This window comes from Neisseria sp. HMSC065D04 (genome assembly GCF_001815675.1).
Classification (GTDB): domain Bacteria; phylum Pseudomonadota; class Gammaproteobacteria; order Burkholderiales; family Neisseriaceae; genus Neisseria.
Map to the genome: position 1 here is coordinate 11,569 of NZ_KV821490.1, position 23,218 is coordinate 34,786.

Here is a 23,218-nt window from a genome sequence, read left to right on the forward strand (position 1 = left end):
GCCGTACTGGTTTAAAGTTAATCCACTATATTATAAGTGAAATCGTCAACAATCAGGAGGGCAAGACAAAATCGCAAACAAGGAAACGCCGTATTGATTTCAGATTCATTTACGGGAACACCCAAAATACAGCTTGAAATGAAAACAGCCGGATTCTGCAATATGACAGAATCCGGCTGATACAAACCGAATGAACAGGTTTTCAAGAATATCCGAAGTTGGTTGGGCGATTCACATTTTCAGACGACCTTCAATCATCTTTCCATTATGTGAACCCCTGCCCTGATTATAAAGCTTTCAGGCGGGCAATCCGGTTTTCCAAAGAGGGGTGGGTGCTGAGCAAAGAATCTTTGGCATCGCTGGCGATACCCATCGCATTCATTTGCTGCGGCAAATCGCTCGGGTTGCCTTTCAAGCGTTGCAGCGCGGCAATCATTTTGGGCGCGCCGACCAGTTTGGCGGCTCCCGCATCCGCACGGTATTCGCGCTGACGGCTGAACCACATCACGATGATGCTTGCCAAAAAGCCGAACACGATCTGCAATACCATGCTGACTAAAAAATATGTGCCGTGCGAAGTGCTGCCGTCGTTGTTGCGTGCAATCATGCCGGAAACGATGCGGGCAAGGAAAACCACAAACGTATTAACCACGCCCTGTATCAAGGTCAGCGTAACCATGTCGCCGTTGCCGACGTGCGCCATTTCGTGCGCCAAAACGGCTTCGACTTCGTCCCGCGTCATGCGCTCGAGCAAACCCGTACTCACCGCAATCAGCGAACTGTTGCGCGTGGCACCGGTTGCAAAGGCATTGGGTTCGGGGGAATGGTAGATCGCCACTTCCGGCGTTTTCAGGCTCCACTGCCTCGCCTGTGCTTCCACAGTCGCCAACAACCACGCTTCCACTTGATTTCGCGGCTGTACGATGACTTCCGCACCGACTGAGTTTTTCGCGATGGATTTGGACATCAATAATGAAATGATCGAACCGGCAAAGCCGACGACGGCCGAGTACACCAGCAGGCTGCCGACCTGATCCGTACTGTGTATGCCAAGTACGGCCAAAACAACGCGGATGACGACCAAAACGGCAATATTGGTTGCGAGAAACAAGAAGATTCGTTTCACCGGGGAGATTCCTTTTTTGGGTATGGTTGGTTTATGTTTTTGATTGATATAAAAGAACAACAAAATTAAACAATATCGGAATATTGAAGTTTACTTTGCACGCTATGCTTTATATCGAAACCGGTTGGAATTCAAATTATCGGTTTGCCCTAAAATTTTCGAGCGAATTCACAATCAGGCTGTAAGACTTATACCGCATTACTGCTAATGCTGCGGTATTTTCTCAAAAAGAGGCGAATTCTAAAATGCCGTACTTGGAAAAGGTATGCAAAACCAAAGTATCATTTTGACTAAACAGGAGATTTAGCGTTAACAAAATGCCATTTTCCCCTCAAAAACGTATTGATTACCCGTCCGAATATACCTAATAAAGACCGTTACTCCTCTTTTGATTGCCACCCCACCCCAAAATCTGATAAATAACGAATATAACATTTACATTAAATCCGTGCGCAAATCATGAAACGCAAAACCTCCCTCAATCTCGTTCTTGCCAGCATTGCGGTTGCCATTGCCTTGATTACGGCTGCGGCTTTTTGGTTTTATCACAGCCCTTACGGTCCAACCATCCCACTTATCCGTACCGGCTCTTCACAATCCATTACCCAACCCGACCGCCCATCCCCGAAAATCGTCCAATCTGCGCGCAACCAAATCGGCAAGACCCTGCGTTATGACTCTGCCTATACCAAACTCAAATATCCGATGGGTGACGTACCGATGAAAAAAGGCGTGTGCACCGACGTCATCATCCGCGCCCTGCGCGACCAAAATATGGATTTGCAAGAACTTGTCCATCAAGACATGAGCCGGAACTTCTCCGCCTATCCCAACCGTTGGGGCTTGAAACAACCCGATGCCAACATCGACCACCGCCGGGTGCCCAACCTCATGACTTATTTCACACGCCAAGGCTGGGCGGTACAGGATACGAATTATCAGGCAGGCGATATTGTGACTTGGGAGCTTAAAGGCAACCGCCCCCACATCGGCATCGTCTCCGACCGCAAAATCGGAGACAGACCCTTGATTATCCACAATATCGGTTTGGGAACCCGCGAAGACGACATCCTCTACCGCTATACCATTACCGGACATTTCAGGCTTCCTGTTCAGTAAATTTTCCATCGTGTTACAAACAACCATCCCAAAAGGTCGTCTGAAAACCTGATATTCTTTGACAAGGCATCCTGACAAGCGTACGGATGCCTGAATATTCTGACGCAGGCAAGAGACGGCTGATCAATACGTTTGATAACCAAGCCGGTAAGGCAGCCCCACCATAGCCCTTTCACAACGTTTTTACTATAATCCCCCATTTCCTCCCCTGCCCCGTGCATCATGCCCAAAGCCACTTTCTACACCCACGCCGCCGACCCCGCCGCCTTCGCCTGCCGCCTGATTGCGCGCGCCATACGCGACGGCGGGCAGATATTGGTCTGGTCGGATTCCGATGAAACCATCCGCCGCCTCGACCGCGACCTTTGGCAACAAACTCCCGAAAGCTTCATTCCGCATGAAATTTGGCAAGCCGACCAACCCATGTCGTCTGAAACACCCGTATGGCTCGCGTTCGGCGATACTTTACCCACTGTCCCTGAAAACGCCACCGTCCTCAATCTCTCGCCCGACTTTTGGAACGAAGCCCCCGTCGTCCCCGCCCGTGTGCTTGAAATTGTAGGCAGCAGCTTGGAAGAGCTCGCCGACGCCCGCGAACGCTTCAGCGCATACAGAAAAAACGGCTTTACCATCGAACACCACGATATGACGGGCAAAGCCTAAAATCGAAGGTCGTCTGAAAACGGCTTTACACGATAAGCCGAAAATTTAAACAGCCTTGATTCCTTTTGATTCAAACTGGGCTATAATCCCGACTTTCTTTTACTGACCCCTTTTAAAAGACGAAAACATCATGAACAAAACTTTCAAATTCAGCGCATTGGCAATCGCCGCCGCATTGGCACTGACCGCCTGCGACAAAAAAGACGCCAATACACCTGCTTCAGCCTCTGCACCCGCATCGGCATCCGCAGCTTCCGGCGCATCTGCCGCAAAAGACGCATCCTCTATCGGCACACCGGTCCAACAAGCCAGCTACGCAATGGGTATGGACATCGGCAGCTCCCTGAAACAAATGAAAGATCAGGGCGCGGAAATCGACATGAAAGTCTTCATCGAAGCCTTGCAAGCCTCTTATGACGGCAAAGAAAGCAAAATGACTGAGGCCCAAGCACAAGAAGTCATGATGAAATTCCTGAAAGAACAACAAGTCAAAGCAGCGGAAAAACTTCAGGCTGACGCCAAAGCCAACCTGGAAAAAGGCGAAGCGTTCCTCAAAGAAAACGCCACTAAAGAAGGTGTGAAAACCACTGCTTCCGGCCTGCAATACAAAATCACCAAAGAAGGTGACGGCAAACAGCCTAAAAAAGACGACATCGTCGTTGTCGAATACGAAGGCCGCCTGATTGACGGTACCGTCTTCGACAGCAGCAAAGCCAACGGCGGTCCTGTTACCTTCCCCGTCAGCCAAGTTATCCCCGGCTGGGCCGAAGGCATCCAACTCTTGAAAGAAGGCAGCGAAGCCACCTTCTACATCCCATCCAAACTCGCCTACCGCGACCAAGTCATGCCGGGCGGGAAAATCGGTCCGAATTCCACTTTGGTATTCGACGTGAAGCTGGTTAAAATCGGCAAACCCGAAGATTTCCAACCCGCTCCCGGTCAAGTTGACATTCAAAAAGTCCAATAAGCCTGCGCTTTAACCCGATGCCCGAACCGAATCCGTTTCGGGCATTTCTGTTCTATATATTCGCAAAACATGGTTTACCCCGTTTCAGACGACCTCCTATCCCATCAAACCCCCAATAAACCTGCGCCATAACATTGCGATTTTATTTTGCTATACAATAAAACCTACCAACCTCCTACAACCGACACCATGAAAAACATCGTTATCCTCATCTCCGGCCGCGGCAGCAATATGCAGGCCATCGTCAATGCCGCCATTCCAAACGCCCGCATCGCCGCCGTCCTCAGCAACAGCGCAACCGCCGCCGGACTGGCTTGGGCAGCCGAGCGCGGCATCGCCACCGACAGCCTCAACCACAAAGACTTCCCCAGCCGCCTTGCTTTCGACCAAGCCATGATGGAGAAAATCGATGCCTATCAACCCGATTTGGTCGTCCTCGCAGGCTTTATGCGCATCCTCACGCCCGAATTCTGCGCCCATTACTCAAACCGCCTGATCAACATCCACCCGTCCATCCTCCCCGCCTTCACCGGCCTGCATACCCACGAACGCGCCCTTGAAGCCGGCTGCCGCGTCGCAGGCTGCACCATCCATTTTGTAACCCCCGAGCTGGACTGCGGTCCGATTATCTCGCAAGGCATCGTCCCGATCCTCGACGGCGATACGCCCGACGACGTTGCCGCACGCGTCCTGACCGTCGAACACTGCCTTTTCCCGCAAGCCGTTGCCGATTTCGTTGCAGGTCGTCTGAAAATCGAAGGCAACCGCGTATTCAATTCAGAGCGCAACGCCGAAGGACAAACCTTACTCGCGTAATCCTGCCCAATGCGCAGCACCCCACAAGGAAACACCATGAGCCAAAACCGGTTGACCCTTTCGGATATCATTTCCGAATCCGACTACCGTAAACGCCAAAGCAAAGCTATCGATTTATTCAACCAAAGCGTCGAAAACAAACCCGAAATAACGCGGGCGGTATGCGATTTTGTTGTCGGAGACCCACTCAATAACCGCTCTTTTTCTCCCGGTTTCAAGCTGCACTGCCTAAACTGGCTGATCGACCATCACTTGGACCGCTGTGACGAAAGCTACGAGCAGCATCCTGAAGACGACGGCTTTCCCGAAGGCTTCGACGATTTAATCGATTGCCAGTGGAAATTCAAATGGATCATTCCCATACTTGCCCGCGACCTCTTTCTCAACAAAAAGGAAATCGAGGAAGCGAACGAAACAATGCGTTACCACTATGAAAACATGCGGTTCAGTCTTTCATCATTTTATAAAACACTGATGCTGCAAAACATCCTGACCGGAGACCACGCCGCCGCCAAAGAAAATTTCCAAAAATGGCAGCAAACCGCCGCAGATGAATTTTCCGACTGTCCCGCGTGCGAACAGTCCGAGCAGGTCAATTTCTACCATTTTATCGGGCAGTACCAAAAAGCCATCGATACCGCCCAGCCCATCTTAACGGGCGAAATGACCTGCGCCGAAGTGCCGCACCTCACCTACTACCCCGTCATCGACAGCATGATAAGGCTGGGCAAATACGAGGAGGCGGAACGCCTTTTGGACGAAGCCATAGACAAAATCAACGTCGAAGAAGACGAAGAGTTCGTCCGCCTGATCCCCCTCTTTTCCCAACTGGCGTACAAACTCGGACAGTCGCAACGTGCCCTCGATTTGATGAACCGGCACGGCGACACCATCATTCGACATGCCCCAAACGACAATATGCTCTATTTGGACTACCTCATCGCGCTTTCTCCTTTTGACAAAAAAGCGGCGCAACATGCCCGCGAGTTTGCCGCAGACTTCGACAAACGCAACGGCAACAGCTATTACCAAAGCCAGATAGAATTTATGTTCGGTTCGGGCAATCTCCAATAAACCCAAGCTCGTCTGAAATTCTTTCAGACGACCCAAAACAGGAGGAATGACATCATGAAAACACCCACCCTGCTAATCGCCGCCGCCCTCTCCCTAAGCGCCGCAAACGCCTATGCCGCAGGACTGCCCCAATCAGCCACCCTGAAATACTCCGGCAGCTACGGCATACCCGCCACCATGACCTTCACACGCAGCGGCAACCAATACACCATCGTGTCCAGAATCAAAGTCCCGATGTACAGCATCCGCTTCGAATCCGGCGGCACCATCAGCGGCAACACCCTCCGTCCCAAATACTATAAAGACGTCCGCGGCGGCAAACTCTATGCCGAAGCCAAATTCAGCGGTAACAGCATCACTTACGGCAAAGCCGGTTCGAGCGAAACCGCCAAAACCGGCGGCACGACACTCGACCTCTTTACTCTGGCTTGGCAGCTTGCCGCCAACGATGCCCGCCTGCCGTCCGGCCTGAACATCACCAACGGCAAAAAACTCTACCCCGTCAGCGGCATGACCAAAGTCGGCAGCGAAAACTACAAAATCGGCGGCGGTACCACCACAGTCAACAAATACCGCGTCAAACGCGGCGACGACACCGTAACCTATTCGTTCGCCCCCGCCTTCAACAACATCCCCGCCGAAATCAATTACACCGACGACGGCAAAACTTACGACCTCAAACTCACATCCGTCACCATCAACGGAAAAGCCGTCAAACCATAACGGCGCCAAACCCTTCCCGACAAACGACCGTTTCCCAAAGGTCGTCTGAAATCGAACTGCACCCCAAAAGTTGGACATCCCCTCCAAACTATTAAGGTGCAGTTTTTTATCGCCAAACCATACCGATGCGCCTATGGCGTATTTCCATCCCCAAAGCGTCCGCCGTTTTTTTTCAGACGACCTCGGTTTTTCAGTTGAACCGTATGCGTTTACAGGTTGACAATCTTAATCCACTATATTTTTCAGATTGTAAACAATATGTTTAGCCTGATTTGGCACACGCTTGAGGCGTAACGGCGAAAAACTTTTAAAAAAGAAAGATATTGTGTTCTTGAATATTCTGTGCTGAAATTACATGACACTACAAAAATAGTGGTGCGTAAAAAATATAAAACAGACAAAGGAGAAACTCATGCAATGGTTTTTAGACAACCTCAAAGCCTTTTTTGAAACCATCAGCGGCTGGGTCTGGGGGCCTGTCATGCTGGTGCTGCTGGTCGGCACGGGCATTTTGCTGACCGTCATGCTGAAAGGCTTGCAATTCACCATGTTGGGCTATGCGCTGAAGCAGGCTTTCGTGCCGTCAAAGAAGCATGAAGACGGCGAAGACCACGAAGGCGATATTTCCCATTTCGCCGCTTTGATGACTGCCCTGTCCGCCACCATCGGCACGGGCAATATCGCCGGCGTGGCGACTGCCGTAGTGACCGGCGGCCCGGGCGCGGTATTTTGGATGTGGATGACCGCCGTTTTCGGCATGGCGACCAAATACGGCGAAGGCGTGTTGGCGGTGAAATACCGCGTGACCAACTCCAAAGGCGAAATGTCCGGCGGGCCCATGTATTACATCGAAAACGGTTTGGGTAAAAACTGGAAATGGATGGCGTTGGCGTTCGCTTTATTCGGCACATTCGCTTCGTTCGGCATCGGCAGCTCCGTACAATCCAACTCGGTCGCTCAAGCGGTTCAGACGAGCTTCGGCGTCGAACCTGTCTATACCGGCATTACGTTGACGGTTCTGACTGCCATCGTCGTTTTGGGCGGTATCAAAGGCATCGCCAAAGCCGCTTCTTTCATCGTACCCGCTATGGCGGTGTTTTATGTGGTGGGCGGTATTTCCATTATCGTCATCAATTCCGATGCGCTGGTGCCTGCCGTCAAGCTGATTTTCTCCGATGCGTTCAGCGCACAAGCAGTGGCGGGCGGCGCTATCGGCACGGTAATCCGCTACGGCGTGGCGCGCGGCGTGTTCTCCAACGAAGCGGGCATGGGTTCTGCACCGATTGCCGCCGCAGCCGCGAAAACCGACCATCCCGTCCGTCAGGCATTGGTTTCCATGACCGGTACGTTTTTGGACACCATCGTCGTTTGTTCGATTACCGGCATCATTTTGGTGATGGGTCTGCTCGGCGCGGGCGGCGAGTTTGTCAAACCTGAATTGAGCGGCGCGGCACTGACGACCGTCACGTTCCAAAAAATGCTGCCCGGCATCGGCGGCTGGATTGTCACCATCGGTCTGATTTTCTTCGCCTACTCAACCATTTTGGGCTGGTGCTATTACGGGGAGAAATGCGCGGTTTATGTATTCGGCGAGAAGTTTGCCGGTTTGTACCGCGTCGGTTATGTCTCTTCCGTCATGCTGGGTACAGTCTTGAGCCTTGATTTGGTATGGCTGGCTTCAGATACCTTCAACGGTCTGATGGCGCTGCCCAACCTGATCGCACTCCTTTTAATGGCTAAAGTGATCGTCAATGAAACGCGTGACTTCAAACAAAAAGTCAGAAACGGAGAGTTGCCGCATTGATGCCTGCCGAGGTCGTCTGAAAATGTGTTTCAGACGACCTCATATCTGTATTTTTGAAAAAAGTCAGAGGAGGAACAAAATGAAAGTGCTTGTTTTAGGTGCTGGAGTTGCCGGTGTATCCTGCGCGTGGTATCTGGCGGAAGCCGGACATGAGGTAACCGTAATCGACCGCGCCGAAGGCGTGGCAATGGAAACCAGTTTCGCCAATGCCGGACAGCTCTCTTACGGCTATACCACGCCTTGGGCGGCACCCGGCATTCCGACCAAAGCACTGAAATGGCTGTTTAAAAGCCATCCTCCCCTGCTGTTCCGCCCCGACGGCAGCCTGTATCAAATCAAATGGCTCTGGCAAATGCTGCAAAACTGCAACGCCGCCAGCTATCAAACCAACAAAGAGCGCATGGTCAGGATTTCCGAATACAGCCGCGAGATGTTCCGCCGTTTTGAAGCGCAAACCGGCATGAATTTCGAGGGACGCAAAAAAGGCACTTTGCAGATTTTCCGCCAAGCCAAAGAAGTCGAAGCGGCAGAACAAGACATTAGCGTTTTGGAACGATACGGCGTGCCGTACCGTCGTCTGAAACCCGAAGAATGCGCAGAATTCGAGCCTGCGCTTGCACGCGTTACCGCCAAAATTGCCGGCGGACTGCACCTGCCTGCGGATGCGACCGGCGACTGCCACCTCTTCACCCAAAACCTGTACCAACTCTGTCTGGGAAAAGGCGTACAGTTCCATTTCAACCAAACCATCCGCCGCATCGAACACAACGGGCAACGCATCAGCGCAGTCGAAACAGAAACAGAACGGTTTGAAGCAGATGCCTTCGTCTGCGCGCTCGGCTGCTTCAGCAGAACGGTTTTGGCGCAGTTGGATCTCAATCTGCCCATTTACCCTGTCAAAGGCTATTCCTTGACCCTGCCCGTCACAAACTCAGACGGCGCACCGGTTTCCACCGTTTTGGACGAAAGCTACAAAGTCGCCATCACGCGCTTCGACAACAGAATCCGCGTCGGCGGCATGGCGGAATTGTCCGGCTACGAAATCAAACTGTCCGAAAAACGCCGCGAAACGCTGGCTTTGGTCGTCAACGATTTGTTCCCCGAAGGCGGCGACTTGAATCAGGCATTGTTCTGGAGCGGACTCAGACCGATGACGCCCGACAGCACACCACTAATCGGCCGCACCCGCTTTGACAACCTGTTCCTGAACACAGGTCACGGCACTTTGGGCTGGACCATGTCGCTGGGCTCGGCAAAATTGACCGCCGATATCGTGTGCGGCAAAGACACCGAAATCCGCAGCGACGACTTGAGCCTGTCGCGCTATCAGTCTTGAGCTTTAAACCGACAAGGTTTGAGCGGCACTACAAACTCAAAGGTCGTCTGAAAACGCAATATGGTTTTTCAGACGACCTTTCTCACACTCCTGCGAAACCCAACATCCCCAAAAGCAAACCTGACGGCTGCCCCTGAAAATATTTAAGGTTTTGCAAGAAATCCGTTACGTTTAAAACTTAAAGTTCACGCCGCCGGTGAAGCTGCGTCCCATTTGCGGGGTGTCGGACAGGAAGCTGCTGTGGGCGTAAACGGATTGGTTGAACAAGTTGTCTGCTTTGACGTACCAATTCCACTCGCCGTAGCTGGTGCGGCGGCGGTAGTTTGCGCCGAGGTTGAGCATATGGTGTCCGGGCGTGCGCGTTTCGTAGCGGGCGAGTTTGTTTTGGGCAAACACGCGGTAGTAGTCGAGATGGGCATCGATGCGGTCGGTCAGCGCGGCATTCAGGTGGAAGCCGAGCCGTGCGGCGGGAACGCGCGGGGCGTTTTGGTCGGCTTGGGCAATGAGTGGGCGGTTGCCGTAGGCGTCTTCCCTACCGGGCAGCGACGGAAGGTTTTTCAGACGACCTCTGACGTAGTCGCCGGAAAATCCGATGCGGTAGCGAGGCGTGGGTTTGAAGAAGATTTCGCCTTCCGCGCCGTAGAAGTCTGCGCCGGATTGGTTGTAGCGCACGAGCTTCATTTCACTGTCGTCTTCGATGGATTTGGGACCGCGTCCGTCGTTTAGGGTTTGGGCGTAGATGTAGTTACCGAAGCGGTTGTGGTAGAGTGCCAGATTGTATTGCCAGCGGTCGCCTTCATAGCCCAGCGCGAGTTCGATGTTGTTGGAACGCTCTTTGTTGAGGTGTTTGTTGCCGACTTCAAAAGTGTTGGTGGCGACGTGTTTGCCGTGTGCGTACAGCTCTTGCGTTGACGGTAGGCGTTCCTGATGGGAGGCGGTCAGGCTGAGTTTGTGTTGGGGCGAGAAATACCAGTTGCCGGAAAGCGCGAACGAGCGGGCGGTTTGGCGGTGCGCACCGAGGTCGGGCAGGGGTTGGTTGTAGTAGTTTTCCCGATCAATCAGGGCTTTGTCGTACTGAATGGCAGCTTTTTGTTTTTCAACGCGCACGCCGCCTTCAAGCGAGAAGTTGTCCCAATTTGCCTGTTCTACGCCGAAAAAGCTGTAATGATGCACATCATTGTCGATCAGCATCGGCTGTTGGACGGTTTCGGGAATGGCGGAAAGCGCGCTGGATTTTTGGGTCAAATATTGCACGCCCCAACTGCCTTTCAGACGACCTATGGGCAGGTGGCGCAATTCGATGCGGGCATTTTGCGTTTTGTTTTTGAAGAAGTTTTCCACTGAATCGCCCGCTTTTTCGTCGTGGCGGTAGTCGTTGCGGTTCAGATGCACGCGCAGGGCTTCGAAACCAGGGAGCGGCTGCTTCCATTCGGCGCGGATTTCGTAGCGTTTGTTGCGCAGGTCTATCCACGGTTTGCCGCTGTGGAGGTGCGCGTGTGCATTATCGTCGTCGTGGAAACCGCAGCTCAAGCCCGGATTGTCGTAATCAATGTCTTCTTCAGTCAACAGGTGCGGATAAAGCTGCAAATAGCGTTTGTTAATCAAACTTTTCTGCCAAATGATGTCGGCGTGGCAGTCGTCGTAGAGATGGCTGTGGGCAGGCAGTCCGTAGCGGTCACGACGGTCGCTGTATGCCGCTCCGATAAAGCCTTTCTCGCCCACCCAAGACAGCCCGATGCTGCCTGTTTGCGAATCGGCATGGCTGTCGGGCAGGCGTTTCAGACGACCCTCTTCTTTGCGGTAACGCGGTACGGCGTAGTCGCCTGATTTGCGGTACAGCCCTTCCGTGTGCAACACGAAGTTTTTGCCCAGTCCGACGTTAATGCCGCCGGACGTGAGTTTTTCCAGATTGCCGCTGCTCAAACGCAGCCCGAGTTCGCCCGATGCGCCGTTTTCAGGCATTTTTTCGGGGATTTTTCCGTCGGCAACATCCACCAACCCCGCCACATTGCCCGAGCTGTATAACAACGTTACCGGCCCGCGTAGGATTTCGACCTGTTGCGACAAGGCGGTGTCCACCATCAGGGCATGGTCGGGCGAGAAATCCGCCATGTCGCCCGTTTCGCCGTGATGGTTCAACACTTTAATCCGCCTGCCCGTCTGCCCGCGTATCACAGGCGCAGACGCGCCGTCGCCGTATTGCGAAGCATGGACGCCCGGCACGCCGTTGAGCGCGTCGCCGAGATTGACGGCTTTTTGCCGCAAAGTATCGCCGCTGATGATTTTGTCGGAGGCAGTCGATGCGTGCAGCAGCCCCGAAGTGGCACGCGGATGGCTTTTACCGACGACGTTGACCGTTTCCAAGTCCACCGTCTGCTCGGTTTCATGCGCTTGGGCGAGAATGGGGGAACTGATTAAAAGAATAGATAAAACAATAGGTTTAAGCGTGGTTGGTGTCATTTTAGGTTTCCCGTCATATTTCAAATAGATTGTTATTATATAACATCACATCATTAATATGACAAGAATTCAAGAAGCGAATCGCATTTGGTGCGGCAAAACAGCCAAACCAAAACCCATACAAACAGCGAAAACCAAAGGTCGTCTGAAACCCAATATCTTGAAAATGATAAAAAAGACGGAAACAGCGGCAGCGCGTCATCCCCCCGTTTGCTTGGAACGAATCATGTTGCCTAAACAACAAAAAAGGTCGTCTGAAAACGCAATATGGTTTTCAGACGACCTTGTCGGTTTGATGACTGCTATTTGGCAGCTTGGGCGGCGGCGGTCTCGGCAATCAGGTCAAGGAAGACCAGCGGCTCTTTACCGATGTTCTTCAACGCATGGGACTGGCCGGGGCGGGCGATGGTGATGTCGCCGGCGCCGACTGGGGTCTGTTTGCCCGTGCTGTCGGTAAACACGCCTTTGCCCGATACGATGATGTAAACGTCTTCGTTGTCGGTGTGTTTGTGTTCGCCGATGGATGCGCCCGGCGGCAGGGTCAGCCAGCCGATTTCCCTGAACGCGTCTTGGGCGGCGGTCTGGTAGCGGTTGAAGGCGAAGCGGCCGAGCAGCGGGCCTTTGCCTCCGGCTGCGTTTTCGCGGTTCCACTCCGCCAAATCGGCTTTTTTGTACACTTGGACGCTGCGGTCAGTCGGTTTGGCCTGTTCTGCGGCGTGAACGCTGACGGTCGTGCCGAGCAGAAAGGCGACGGACAATGCGGCAAATAGCGGTTTCATCATGGTTCTCCGTTTGTTTTTTTGGGGCAGATAAAGCGCAGGCTGCATTCAGGCAGTTTTCGTATCAATATTGACGACAGGTAAGATTACATAGCATCATTTCCCAGCTTTTCAGCACAGGATTTTCCTTATTACCCAACATCGTTAAGAGACAAAAGCATGACCGAAACACAAAAAATCTATACTGCATGGACACAGATGTGGAATGGCAATCTCAACATTGCCGATGAACTGCTGTCAAACAACTTCAAAGCACATCTGACCGCTGATTCCACTCCACCACCCGCACCCGTAACTGACATAGCCAGTGCAAAGGCTTGGATAGCTACCATTCGTGCTAAAGCAGATTTGCATTATGAAATCGTACTCGGTCCGTTCCGCGACGGCGACACAATTTCTGCATATTGGCGTGTAACCGCTACGCTCGGTAACCAAACCGCCGTCAAAGTCGGTACGGATTTTCTGAAAATCAAAGACGGTAAGATTACCGACTGCTGGACGATGAACAACAACGCTGCATAATGGGGTTACCAAACCCGATATGTTTTCGAACAGCCTGCATTAGTTGATGCGTTCCGTTTTCAGACGACCTGCGGGGTCGGTTGCTTGCCCCGCAGGCATCCAAGTTTATTTCACGTTGCGCAGATAGTTCAACAACAAGGGAACGGGGCGGCCGGTCGCGCCTTTTTCGCTGCCGGATTTCCATGCCGTACCTGCGATGTCGAGGTGCGCCCACGGGTAGTCTTCGGTGAAATAAGACAGGAAGGTGGCGGCGGTAATCGTGCCTGCGCCGGGCGTGCCGATGTTGGGGATGTCGGCGAAATTGGATTTGAGCTGGTCTTTGTAGGTTTCAAAGAGCGGCAGTTGCCATGCTTTGTCGTCCACATTGCGGGAAGCAGCCAGCAGGCTGTCGACCAAATCCTGATTGTTGCCCATCACGCCGCTGACGTCATGTCCCAAGGCGATGATGCACGCGCCGGTCAGGGTGGCGACGTCGATGACGGCTTTGGGTTTGAACTGCTCGGCGTAAGTAAGCGCGTCGCACAAAATCAGACGGCCTTCGGCATCGGTGTTCAACACTTCAATCGTTAGGCCTTTCATGCTTTTCACGACGTCGCCCGGTTTGTTTGCCGCGCCGGAAGGCATGTTTTCGCAGGTGGCGACGACGGCGACGAGGTTGATCGGCAGTTGCAGTTTGACGGCGGCGCAGAAGGTGCTGATGACGGTTGCCGCGCCGCACATGTCAAACTTCATTTCGTCCATGTTCAGACCGGGTTTGAGGGAGATGCCGCCGGTGTCGAAGGTGATGCCTTTGCCGACCAAGACGACGGGGGCGGCTTCTTTGTCGGCTGCGCCGAAGTAGCTCAATTCAATCAGATAGGGGTCTTCCACGCTGCCTTTGGCGACCGACCAGAACGAACCCATGTTTTCTTTGATGTAGTCTTTTTCGATGATTTTGGCGTGTGCGCCCAGTTTTTCGGCTTCGGCTTTGGCGGTGCGCGCTAAGAATTCGGGCGTGCATTCGTTGGGCGCGGCGTTGCCCAAGTCGCGGCAGAGGCTTTGTCCGTAAACCTGCGCTTCGGCGACGCGCAGGGCTTCTTTGACGGCGGCTTCGTGTGCGGTGTAAAACACGGCTTGTGCGAATTTGGCGGGCTTGGCTTCTTTTTTGTAGCGGTCGAAACGGTAGGCGGCGTTGCCGAACGCGATGGCGAAGGCTTCGGCAACGACGGCGGCTTGCGCTTCATCGAAGGCATGGATGTCCGCATTGACCGTTTCCTGATTTTGCGCCCATTTAGCGGCTTCGGCAGCGGCCTTGTTCAGCGCGGCGCGGTCGGTTTTGTCGAGGCGGACGACGGCGACTGCCTGCAAACCGTTGTCCGTCGGGATTTTGGTGTCGGCAAAAGTTTGACCTTCTTCAAGCGAAGACAAAAGGGCAAGGGCGGTCGGGTGGTTTAATTGTGCAGTTTCGGTGCAGACAAATAACTGCGCGCCTGCCTGTTGCGGCTGCAAGGTTCCGGCTTTTGTGCTAAATTCCACGTTTATTCTCCTGATTGAGATGGTTTCGGGTAGTTTCAGACGACCCTTTGCATCAAGGGGTCGTCTGAAAACGGTTGGAAAGATTGTACTCCATTTGAGAGGTCGTCTGAAACCTTGCGCAGACAATCCGCCTGCGCCGAACCGCTACCGCTCCTAGCCGCGATTCTATGATTTATCAAAGAAACTTCATCAAAGAACTCTCTTTTACCGCCGTCGGCATTTTCGTCGTACTCTTGGCAGTGTTGGTCTCCACTCAGGCAATCAACCTGCTCGGCCGTGCCGCCGACGGGCGCGTCGCCATCGATGCCGTGTTGGCATTGGTCGGCTTCTGGGTCATCGGCATGACGCCGCTTTTGCTGGTTTTGACCGCGTTTATCAGCACGCTGACCGTGTTGACCCGCTACTGGCGCGACAGCGAAATGTCGGTCTGGCTCTCCTGCGGATTGGCGTTGAAACAGTGGATACGCCCCGTCATGCAGTTTGCCGTACCGTTTGCCATCCTGATTGCCGTCATGCAGCTTTGGGTCATGCCGTGGGCAGAACTGCGCAGCCGCGAATACGCCGAAATCCTCAAGCAGAAACAAGAATTGTCCATGGTGGAAGCAGGCGAGTTCAACAGCCTGGGCAAGCGCAACGGCAGGGTTTACTTCGTCGAAACCTTCGACACCGAATCGGGCATCATGAAAAACCTGTTCCTGCGCGAACAGGATAAAAACGGCAACGACAACATTATCTTCGCCAAAGAAGGCAATTTCTCACTGAACGACAACAAGCGCACGCTTGACCTGCGCAACGGCTACCGTTACAGCGGCACGCCCGGCAAAGCCGACTACAACCGCGTTTCCTTCCAAAACCTCAGCCTGATTATCAGCACCACGCCCAAGCTCATCGACCCCGTTTCCCACCGCCGCACCATCCCGACATCGCAGCTCATCGGCAGCAGCAACCCGCAACATCAGGCGGAATTGATGTGGCGTATCTCGCTGACCGTCAGCGTCCTACTGCTCTGCCTGCTTGCCGTGCCGCTTTCCTATTTCAACCCGCGCAGCGGCCACACCTACAACATCCTCGTCGCCATCGGGCTTTTCCTGATTTACCAAAACGGACTGACCTTCCTGCGCAATGCTGTGGAAGACGGCAAAATCCATTTCTGGCTCGGACTGCTGCCCATGCACATCATCATGTTCGTCATCGCAATCGTACTTCTGCGCGTCCGCAGCATGCCTAGCCAACCCTTCTGGCAGGCGGTTGGCAAAAGTCTGACATTGAAAGGCGGAAAATGAACCTGATTTCACGTTACATCATCCGCCAAATGGCGGTTATGGCGGTTTACGCCCTCCTGGCCTTCCTCGCCCTATACAGCTTTTTCGAGATCATCAACGAAGTCGGCGACTTGGGCAAAGGCAGCTATAACGGCGCAACCATGGCGCAATACGTCCTCATGCAGATGCCCGCGCGCGCCTACGAACTCATGCCCCTCGCCGTCCTCATCGGCGGACTCGTCTCCCTCAGCCAGCTTGCTGCCGGCAGCGAACTGACCGTCATCAAAGCAAGCGGCATGAGCACCAAAAAACTGCTGCTGATCCTGTCGCAGTTCGGACTGATTTTCGCCATCGCCACCGCCGCGCTCGGAGAATGGATTGCCCCCACCCTCAGCCAAAAAGCCGAAAACATCAAATCCGCCGCCATCAACGGCAAAATCAGCACCGGCAATACTGGGCTTTGGCTCAAAGAAAAAAACAGCATCATCAACGTGCGCGAAATGCTGCCCGACCATACCCTGCTGGGCATTAAAATTTGGGTGCGCAACGACAAAAACGAGCTGACGCAGGCAACGGAAGCCGAATCCGCCGTTTTAAACAACGACGGCAGTTGGCAGTTGAAAAACATCCGCCGCAGCACGCTTAGCGAAGACAAAGTCGAAGTCTCGACCGCCACCGAAGAAAACTGGCCGATCGCCGTCAAACGCAACCTGATGGACGTATTGCTTGTCAAACCCGACCAAATGTCGGTCGGCGAACTGACCACCTACATCAGCCACCTCGAAAACAACAACCAAAACACCCAGATCTACGCCATCGCCTGGTGGCGCAAATTGGTTTACCCCGTCGCCGCCTGGGTCATGGCACTCGTCGCCTTCGCCTTCACCCCGCAAACCACCCGCCACGGCAATATGGGTTTGAAGCTCTTCGGCGGTATCTGCCTCGGCTTGCTGTTCCACTTCGCCGGACGGCTCTTCGGCTTTACCAGCCAACTCTACGGCGTCCCACCCTTCCTCGCCGGCGCACTGCCCACCATAGCCTTCGCCCTGCTCGCCGTTTGGCTGATACGCAGGCAGGAGCGGCGTTAAGCTAAAAAATACAAGGAAGGTTTGCAAATTCAGGCTTCCAATTCGATACCCGAATTAATCTGACCAATCCGCCTAAAAATAATGTTTTTTAGGCGGATTTTTTCAAAACTGACGGCATTTGAGCCGCTGAATATTGCCGAATCAAACCATTGCGCTTCCGCGCCCTCTTCCATTCAAAGCAACATAGGAAGAAAAAACGGCGGTTTAAAATATAGTGGATTAACTTTAAACCAGTACGGCGTTGCCTCGCCTTAGCTCAAAGAGAACGATTCTCTAAGGTGCTGAACGTACTATCTGTACTGTCTGCGGCTTCGTCGCCTTGTCCTGATTTAGAGTTAATCCACTATACAAAAACAGAACAGCGAAAACTGTTCTGTTTTTTTATTTTCAGACGACCTCATGGATTTAAACATTGAAGGGGTCGTCTGAAACTGCTTTACCTACTTATTAAACATTCACGGTCTCGGCTACTTCGTTGTAGCTGTCGATTTCGTTGAAGTTCATGTAGCGGTAGATTTGGTCGCCTTGTTCGTTGATGATGCCGATGTTGGCTTGGTATTCTTCAACGGTCGGGATTTTGCCCAGTTTGGAGCAAATCGCCGCCAACTCTGCTGAGCCGAGGTAAACGAAGGTGTTTTTACCCAAGCGGTTCGGGAAGTTGCGGGTGGAAGTGGACATGACGGTCGCGCCTTCGTGTACTTGTGCTTGGTTACCCATACACAGCGAACAGCCCGGCATTTCCATACGCGCGCCGGCGCGGCCGAGTACGCCGTAGTGACCTTCGTCAGACAACTCTTTCGCGTCCATTTTGGTCGGCGGCGCCATCCACAGGCGGACGGGGATGTCGCTCTTGCCTTCCAAAAGTTTGGAAGCGGCGCGGAAGTGGCCGATGTTGGTCATGCACGAACCGATGAACACTTCGTCGATTTTGGTGCCGGAACGTTCGGACATGAAGCATACGTCGTCCGGGTCGTTCGGGCAGGCGATAATCGGCTCTTTGATGTCGTCCATGTTGATTTCAATCACGGCGGCGTATTCGGCATCTTTATCCGCTTCGAGCAGCTTCGGATTCGCCAGCCATTTTTCCATTGCTTTGATACGGCGTTCCAAAGTACGCGGGTCTTGATAGCCGTCGGCAATCATGTTTTTCATCAACACAACGTTGGATTTCATGTACTCGATAATCGGCTCTTTGTTGAGCTTCACGGTACAGCCGGCGGCGGAGCGTTCGGCGGAGGCGTCGGTCAATTCAAAGGCTTGCTCTACTTTCAAATCAGGCAGGCCTTCGATTTCGAGGATGCGGCCGGAGAAGATGTTTTTCTTACCGGCTTTGGCAACGGTCAGCAAACCTTGTTTAATCGCATAAAGCGGAATGGCGTTCACCAAATCGCGCAAGGTTACGCCCGGTTGCAGTTTGCCGCTGAAGCGTACCAATACAGATTCAGGCATATCGAGCGGCATCACGCCGGTGGCTGCTGCGAAAGCAACCAAGCCGGAGCCGGCAGGGAAGGAAATACCGATAGGGAAACGGGTGTGGCTGTCGCCGCCGGTACCGACGGTATCGGGCAGCAGCAGGCGGTTGAGCCATGAATGGATCACGCCGTCGCCCGGACGCAGAGATACGCCGCCACGGGTGGAAATAAAGGCTGGCAGTTCTTTATGGGTTTTCACATCGACAGGTTTCGGATAAGCAGCGGTGTGACAGAAAGACTGCATTACCATATCGGCAGAGAAACCCAAACAAGCCAAGTCTTTCAACTCGTCGCGGGTCATCGGGCCGGTAGTGTCTTGCGAGCCGACAGTCGTCATGCGCGGTTCGCAGTAAGTACCCGGACGAACGCCTTGTCCTTCGGGCAAACCGCAGGCGCGACCGACCATTTTTTGTGCCAATGTGAAACCCGCTTTGCTTTCTGCAGGTGCTTGAGGCAGGCGGAATTCGGTGGAAGCAGGCAGTTTCAGTGCTTCGCGCGCTTTGGCGGTCAGACCGCGACCGATAATCAGGTTGATACGGCCGCCGGCTTGCACTTCGTCCAGCAATACTTGGGATTTCAGGCTGAACTCGGCAACCGTTTCGCCGTTTTTCACGATTTTGCCTTCATAAGGCAGAATATCGACGACATCACCCATTTTCAGCGCGGAAACATCGACTTCAATCGGCAACGCGCCAGAGTCTTCTTGAGTATTGAAGAAAATCGGCGCGATTTTTCCACCCAAGCATACGCCGCCGAAACGTTTGTTCGGTACGAACGGGATGTCTTCGCCGGTATGCCAAATGACGGAGTTGGTGGCGGATTTGCGTGAAGAGCCGGTACCGACCACGTCGCCGACATAGGCAACGGGATGACCTTTGGCTTTGAGTTCTTCCAACAATTTAATCGGACCGACTTCGCCCGGTTTGTCAGGATTGATGCCGTCACGCGGGTTTTTCAGCATGGCCAGCGCGTGCAGCGGAATATCGGGACGGCTCCATGCGTCGGGCGCGGGAGAGAGGTCGTCTGTATTGGTTTCGCCGTCAACTTTGAAGACGGTAACGGTGATTTTTTCGGGAACTTTGGCGCGTGAAGTGAACCATTCGGCATCCGCCCAAGATTGCAAAACTTCCTGCGCGTATTTATTGCCTTTTTCGGCTTTTTCCTGAACGTCGTGGAAAGAATCGAACATCAGAAGCGTATGTTTCAAACCTTTGGCGGCAATGGGCGCGAGTTTGTCGTTGTCCAAGAGTTCGATTAAGGCATGAATGTTGTAACCGCCGAGCATTGTACCTAAAAGTTCGGTCGCATATTCGGGGGAAATCAGCGGGCTGGATGCGCTGCCTTCGGCAACGGCAGCCAGGAATGAGGCTTTGACTTTGGCGGCATCGTCCACACCGGGCGGAACACGGTGGGCAAGCAGTTCGACCAAGAATTCACCTTCGCCTGCGGGCGGGTTTTTCAGCAGCTCGACCAAATCGGCGGTTTGCTGCGCGTTCAAAGGGAGGGGCGGGATACCGAGGGCAGCACGCTCGGCGGCGGCTTTGCGATAGGCTTCTAACATCTCTTTGTTCCTTTTTTCTGTTTTTCTTCTATCCGTTGCAAATGATTTGCAATCAAAGAATTGTAAACAATCCTTTTAGGTATCATAGACCAGTTTGGCAAAAATTGGAATATTTATGTTATCGGATGTAATAGGTGTTTGCTATTGAAACGAATTATCTTGAAAAATACGAAAAGGTCGTCTGAAAACAGGGTTTCAGACGACCTTTTATGTTTTATCGGAATGACCGGTTCGTTCTTTTACCGAGCGTTTGCCTGATATTCGCTTCCGTCTTCGCGCAAGAGCTTGGGCTGTTCGCCTTTCTCGATGACGTTTTTACCGATGACAACTTTGGTCACGCCTTTCAAATCAGGCAGTTGATACATGGTGTCCAAGAGGCAGCGTTCAACGATGGAGCGCAGGCCGCGCGCGCCGGTTTTGCGTTCCATTGCCTGACGGGCGATGCTGCGCAGGGCTTCTTCTTCAAATTCCAATTCGACATTTTCCATGCCGAACAGAGTTTGATATTGTTTCACCAAGGCATTTTTCGGCTCGGTCAAAATGTTGACCAATGCGTCTTCATCCAATTCCGCCAGCGTGGCAATGACGGGCAGACGGCCGATTAACTCGGGAATCAGACCGAATTTAATCAAGTCTTCAGGCTCGACGATTTCAAACAATCCGGTAATGTCGGCATTTTCGTCCTTGCTGTGAACGGACGCACCGAAACCGATACCGCCTTTTTCAGTACGCTGACGGATCACTTTTTCCAAGCCTGCAAACGCGCCGCCGCAGATAAACAGGATGTTGGTCGTATCGACGTTGATAAATTCCTGATTCGGATGTTTGCGGCCGCCTTGTGGTGGAACGCTGGCAACCGTACCTTCAATCAGTTTCAGCAAGGCTTGTTGCACGCCTTCGCCGGATACGTCGCGGGTAATCGACGGGTTGTCGCTTTTACGCGAGATTTTGTCGATTTCGTCAATATAAACGATACCGCGTTGGGCTTTTTCGACATCGAAATCGCATTTGCCCAAAAGCTTGGTAATGATTTGCTCGACGTCTTCACCGACATAACCCGCCTCGGTCAGCGTGGTCGCGTCCGCCATCACGAACGGCACGTCCAGTTTGCGCGCCAAAGACTGCGCCAACAGCGTTTTACCCGAACCGGTCGGACCGATAAGCAGGATGTTGGATTTCGACAATTCGACGTTGCCGTTGGCTTTAGGGTGGCGCAGGCGTTTGTAATGGTTGTACACCGACACCGCCAAGGCTTTCTTGGCTTGTTCCTGACCGATAACATGATCGTTGAGGTTGGCGACGATTTCGGCAGGCGTGGGCAGCTTGTTGTTCGGATGGGACGCATCCGTTGCAGATTTCTCTGTGGAGAGGTCGTCTGAACTTTGCAGCATTACGCCGCAAGTTTCTACACATTCGTTACAGATAAAAGCGTTTTCGCCTTCAATCAGGTTTTTGACTTCATGCTCGGATTTTCCGCAAAACGAGCAGGAGCGTTTTTCTTCAGTCATAATTTATCTTCTGTTTTCAAGCAATATCGGCAAACCGTTATCCGAATGTTGCGGGAACGGTTTTCGGCAAAGTCGGTAAGTATAATCAGTATCTTAAGGTTTATCAAATACCGTATGGCAAGCTGTTGGGCGTAAGGTTTTCAGACGACCCTCCGATGCATGGCAACACACCATGATTTCCCATCCTTAAGATTGTTTCCAATTTGGGAAAAAGATGCAAACAAACGCAAAAAAGCCATATTAAACTTTACATTTTGTTGTATTTTAAGCAAAATATCCCCTTTAATAATTCAATTGTCTTAAATTCTACTGGTTGAAGTATGTCGGTTATGAAATTTTATAAAACACTGAGTGCCGCCTGTTTGGGTATGGCGTTGACTGTCGCCGCCGCCCCTGCCGCTGCAGACGATATGGACGTTTTGGGTCAATTTTTGGAACAAAATTTTCCAACCCAAAATGACCCGATGGAAGCTTTCGCATTAAGCCACGCACAAAAAATCGAGGCTCAGGCGATGATGGCGGGGCCGCTTTTGACATCGCAGTCCGCCCTGATTTTTAACAACAAAACAGGCGAAATCCTGTATCAGAAAAACGCAGACCGCGTGATGCCGATTGCGTCTATTTCCAAACTGATGAGCGCGATGGTCGTTTTGGACGCGCGTTTGGATATGAACGAACGCATTACCATTACCTCCGACGAAATCGACCGCCTGAAAGGTACAGGCAGCCGCCTTGCCGTCGGCACGACGCTGACGCGCGGCGAATTGCTGCACCTGAGCCTAATGAGCAGCGAAAACCGCGCAACACACGCGCTGGGCCGCACCTATCCGGGCGGTATGTCGGCATTTGTTGCCGCCATGAATGCCAAAGCGCAAAGCCTGGGCATGCACAGCAGCCGTTTCTACGAACCTACCGGCCTAAATTTCCAAAACGTATCAACCGCCAACGATTTGAACCGCATGGTCGCCGCAGCGAGCAAATATCCGCTTATCCGCAAAAACACGACCTCCAACTACGGCTCGGTTTGGACGGCAAACGGCCGACAAAACTATAAAAACTCCAACGCCCTCGTCCGCGAAGGCAGCTGGAACATCGAGCTTCAGAAAACCGGTTATATCCGCGAAGCAGGACGTTCGATGGTGGTTAAGGCAAACGTCCAAAACCAACCGATTACCATCGTATTGCTGAACTCGCCGACTTCGACAACCCGAGTCAACGACGCGCGTAAGATCGAATCTTGGATGTTGCAGCGCCGCTCTTAAAATATTTGTTATGCCGTCTGAAAATCAGGCGGCATTTTTTATATGATGTGCAGAAATACCGCATGCAATCCGATTGAAGAATCTTGATTTTAACAATATTAGGAGATGCAAATGCCGAACAAACAAATATATAGTGAATTAAATTTAAATCAGGACAAGGC

The 23,218-nt window shown here is 52.7% G+C and carries 20 protein-coding genes; 14 read left to right on the forward strand and 6 right to left on the reverse strand.

The genetic code is table 11. The features are described from left to right. Nucleotides 1-286: 286 nt before the first annotated feature. Nucleotides 287-1,126, reverse strand: a complete 840-nt coding sequence (htpX, locus tag HMPREF3050_RS02895) for a protease HtpX (RefSeq protein WP_070773380.1) — start codon at nucleotides 1,124-1,126, stop codon at nucleotides 287-289. A 459-nt stretch (nucleotides 1,127-1,585) separates the two neighbouring features. On the opposite strand from htpX, the gene HMPREF3050_RS02900 reads away from it, so the two are divergent. From HMPREF3050_RS02900 to HMPREF3050_RS14530, 9 genes are all read left to right on the forward strand, one after another. Continuing rightward, complete coding sequence (locus HMPREF3050_RS02900; RefSeq protein WP_003757490.1) at nucleotides 1,586-2,245, forward strand: DUF1287 domain-containing protein; 660 nt, start codon at nucleotides 1,586-1,588, stop codon at nucleotides 2,243-2,245. A gap of 222 nt (nucleotides 2,246-2,467) precedes the next feature. After that, nucleotides 2,468-2,908, forward strand: coding sequence for a DNA polymerase III subunit chi (locus tag HMPREF3050_RS02910; protein WP_070773382.1), 441 nt, complete (start codon nucleotides 2,468-2,470; stop codon nucleotides 2,906-2,908). Between the two features lie 130 nt (nucleotides 2,909-3,038). Next, nucleotides 3,039-3,875: an FKBP-type peptidyl-prolyl cis-trans isomerase gene (locus HMPREF3050_RS02915; RefSeq protein WP_070773383.1), complete on the forward strand. Its 837-nt coding sequence runs from the start codon at nucleotides 3,039-3,041 to the stop codon at nucleotides 3,873-3,875. 189 nt (nucleotides 3,876-4,064) lie between these two features. Continuing rightward, nucleotides 4,065-4,691, forward strand: coding sequence for a phosphoribosylglycinamide formyltransferase (purN, locus tag HMPREF3050_RS02920; RefSeq protein ID WP_070773384.1), 627 nt, complete (start codon nucleotides 4,065-4,067; stop codon nucleotides 4,689-4,691). 36 nt (nucleotides 4,692-4,727) lie between these two features. Continuing rightward, nucleotides 4,728-5,765: a tetratricopeptide repeat protein gene (locus HMPREF3050_RS02925; RefSeq protein WP_070773385.1), complete on the forward strand. Its 1,038-nt coding sequence runs from the start codon at nucleotides 4,728-4,730 to the stop codon at nucleotides 5,763-5,765. Between the two features lie 54 nt (nucleotides 5,766-5,819). Beyond that, nucleotides 5,820-6,488: a DUF3108 domain-containing protein gene (locus HMPREF3050_RS02930; RefSeq protein WP_049224795.1), complete on the forward strand. Its 669-nt coding sequence runs from the start codon at nucleotides 5,820-5,822 to the stop codon at nucleotides 6,486-6,488. Between the two features lie 412 nt (nucleotides 6,489-6,900). Further along, a complete protein-coding gene (locus HMPREF3050_RS02935) occupies nucleotides 6,901-8,292 on the forward strand; it encodes an alanine/glycine:cation symporter family protein (RefSeq protein ID WP_070773386.1) in 1,392 nt (463 codons plus the stop codon). 79 nt (nucleotides 8,293-8,371) lie between these two features. After that, nucleotides 8,372-9,628 carry a D-amino acid dehydrogenase gene (locus HMPREF3050_RS02940; protein ID WP_070773387.1) on the forward strand — a complete coding sequence of 419 codons (1,257 nt, stop codon included), beginning with the start codon at nucleotides 8,372-8,374 and terminating at the stop codon, nucleotides 9,626-9,628. Then, entirely contained in the window at nucleotides 9,625-9,765 is a 141-nt protein-coding gene (locus HMPREF3050_RS14530; RefSeq protein WP_168166251.1) for a hypothetical protein, read from the forward strand. The genes HMPREF3050_RS02940 and HMPREF3050_RS14530 overlap by 4 nt, the downstream gene beginning before the upstream one ends. A gap of 34 nt (nucleotides 9,766-9,799) precedes the next feature. Here the strand turns inward: HMPREF3050_RS14530 and znuD are convergent, their stop codons facing one another. Both znuD and HMPREF3050_RS02950 read right to left on the reverse strand, forming a co-directional pair. Then, entirely contained in the window at nucleotides 9,800-12,088 is a 2,289-nt protein-coding gene (gene znuD / locus HMPREF3050_RS02945) for a TonB-dependent zinc receptor ZnuD (protein ID WP_070773388.1), read from the reverse strand. A 302-nt stretch (nucleotides 12,089-12,390) separates the two neighbouring features. Further along, nucleotides 12,391-12,867 carry a cupin domain-containing protein gene (locus HMPREF3050_RS02950; RefSeq protein ID WP_070773402.1) on the reverse strand — a complete coding sequence of 159 codons (477 nt, stop codon included), beginning with the start codon at nucleotides 12,865-12,867 and terminating at the stop codon, nucleotides 12,391-12,393. 159 nt (nucleotides 12,868-13,026) lie between these two features. On the opposite strand from HMPREF3050_RS02950, the gene HMPREF3050_RS02955 reads away from it, so the two are divergent. After that, nucleotides 13,027-13,389 carry a nuclear transport factor 2 family protein gene (locus HMPREF3050_RS02955; protein WP_045074377.1) on the forward strand — a complete coding sequence of 121 codons (363 nt, stop codon included), beginning with the start codon at nucleotides 13,027-13,029 and terminating at the stop codon, nucleotides 13,387-13,389. A 105-nt stretch (nucleotides 13,390-13,494) separates the two neighbouring features. Here the strand turns inward: HMPREF3050_RS02955 and HMPREF3050_RS02960 are convergent, their stop codons facing one another. Then, nucleotides 13,495-14,904, reverse strand: coding sequence for a leucyl aminopeptidase (locus tag HMPREF3050_RS02960; protein ID WP_070773389.1), 1,410 nt, complete (start codon nucleotides 14,902-14,904; stop codon nucleotides 13,495-13,497). Between HMPREF3050_RS02960 and HMPREF3050_RS14535 the strand changes: the two genes are divergently transcribed. The 3 genes from HMPREF3050_RS14535 to lptG are packed head-to-tail and all read left to right on the forward strand — an operon-like array spanning nucleotide 14,891 to nucleotide 17,254. Next, nucleotides 14,891-15,061, forward strand: a complete 171-nt coding sequence (locus HMPREF3050_RS14535; protein WP_159070296.1) for a hypothetical protein — start codon at nucleotides 14,891-14,893, stop codon at nucleotides 15,059-15,061. The two genes, HMPREF3050_RS02960 and HMPREF3050_RS14535, sit on opposite strands and share 14 nt — an antisense overlap. 10 nt (nucleotides 15,062-15,071) lie before the next feature. Further along, nucleotides 15,072-16,187 (forward strand): LPS export ABC transporter permease LptF, encoded by a 1,116-nt coding sequence (gene lptF, locus HMPREF3050_RS02965; protein WP_070773390.1) that lies wholly within the window; start codon nucleotides 15,072-15,074, stop codon nucleotides 16,185-16,187. Then, entirely contained in the window at nucleotides 16,184-17,254 is a 1,071-nt protein-coding gene (lptG, locus tag HMPREF3050_RS02970) for an LPS export ABC transporter permease LptG (RefSeq protein WP_039407274.1), read from the forward strand. The genes lptF and lptG overlap by 4 nt, the downstream gene beginning before the upstream one ends. 447 nt (nucleotides 17,255-17,701) lie before the next feature. Here lptG and acnB read toward each other — a convergent pair whose 3' ends face one another. Both acnB and clpX read right to left on the reverse strand, forming a co-directional pair. Then, the gene (acnB, locus tag HMPREF3050_RS02975) at nucleotides 17,702-20,287 is read right to left on the reverse strand and encodes a bifunctional aconitate hydratase 2/2-methylisocitrate dehydratase (protein ID WP_070773391.1); all 2,586 of its coding nucleotides are present in this window, start codon (nucleotides 20,285-20,287) and stop codon (nucleotides 17,702-17,704) included. A gap of 239 nt (nucleotides 20,288-20,526) precedes the next feature. Beyond that, nucleotides 20,527-21,795, reverse strand: coding sequence for an ATP-dependent Clp protease ATP-binding subunit ClpX (clpX, locus tag HMPREF3050_RS02980; protein ID WP_070602960.1), 1,269 nt, complete (start codon nucleotides 21,793-21,795; stop codon nucleotides 20,527-20,529). A 320-nt stretch (nucleotides 21,796-22,115) separates the two neighbouring features. Between clpX and HMPREF3050_RS02985 the strand changes: the two genes are divergently transcribed. Next, nucleotides 22,116-23,057 (forward strand): serine hydrolase, encoded by a 942-nt coding sequence (locus HMPREF3050_RS02985; RefSeq protein ID WP_003757446.1) that lies wholly within the window; start codon nucleotides 22,116-22,118, stop codon nucleotides 23,055-23,057. Nucleotides 23,058-23,218: the final 161 nt, after the last annotated feature.

Excerpts from the sequence above, each read along its gene's own strand:
- HMPREF3050_RS02900 (WP_003757490.1), top strand. The coding sequence starts at position 1,586 with ATGAAACGCAAAACCTCCCTCAATCTCGTTCTTGCCAGCATTGCGGTT.
- HMPREF3050_RS02910 (WP_070773382.1), top strand. The coding sequence starts at position 2,468 with ATGCCCAAAGCCACTTTCTACACCCACGCCGCCGACCCCGCCGCCTTC.
- HMPREF3050_RS02915 (WP_070773383.1), top strand. The coding sequence starts at position 3,039 with ATGAACAAAACTTTCAAATTCAGCGCATTGGCAATCGCCGCCGCATTG.
- purN (WP_070773384.1), top strand. The coding sequence starts at position 4,065 with ATGAAAAACATCGTTATCCTCATCTCCGGCCGCGGCAGCAATATGCAG.
- HMPREF3050_RS02925 (WP_070773385.1), top strand. The coding sequence starts at position 4,728 with ATGAGCCAAAACCGGTTGACCCTTTCGGATATCATTTCCGAATCCGAC.
- HMPREF3050_RS02930 (WP_049224795.1), top strand. The coding sequence starts at position 5,820 with ATGAAAACACCCACCCTGCTAATCGCCGCCGCCCTCTCCCTAAGCGCC.
- HMPREF3050_RS02935 (WP_070773386.1), top strand. The coding sequence starts at position 6,901 with ATGCAATGGTTTTTAGACAACCTCAAAGCCTTTTTTGAAACCATCAGC.
- HMPREF3050_RS02940 (WP_070773387.1), top strand. The coding sequence starts at position 8,372 with ATGAAAGTGCTTGTTTTAGGTGCTGGAGTTGCCGGTGTATCCTGCGCG.
- znuD (WP_070773388.1), bottom strand. The coding sequence starts at position 12,088 with ATGACACCAACCACGCTTAAACCTATTGTTTTATCTATTCTTTTAATC.
- HMPREF3050_RS02950 (WP_070773402.1), bottom strand. The coding sequence starts at position 12,867 with ATGAAACCGCTATTTGCCGCATTGTCCGTCGCCTTTCTGCTCGGCACG.
- HMPREF3050_RS02955 (WP_045074377.1), top strand. The coding sequence starts at position 13,027 with ATGACCGAAACACAAAAAATCTATACTGCATGGACACAGATGTGGAAT.
- lptF (WP_070773390.1), top strand. The coding sequence starts at position 15,072 with ATGATTTATCAAAGAAACTTCATCAAAGAACTCTCTTTTACCGCCGTC.
- lptG (WP_039407274.1), top strand. The coding sequence starts at position 16,184 with ATGAACCTGATTTCACGTTACATCATCCGCCAAATGGCGGTTATGGCG.
- acnB (WP_070773391.1), bottom strand. The coding sequence starts at position 20,287 with ATGTTAGAAGCCTATCGCAAAGCCGCCGCCGAGCGTGCTGCCCTCGGT.
- clpX (WP_070602960.1), bottom strand. The coding sequence starts at position 21,795 with ATGACTGAAGAAAAACGCTCCTGCTCGTTTTGCGGAAAATCCGAGCAT.
- HMPREF3050_RS02985 (WP_003757446.1), top strand. The coding sequence starts at position 22,116 with ATGTCGGTTATGAAATTTTATAAAACACTGAGTGCCGCCTGTTTGGGT.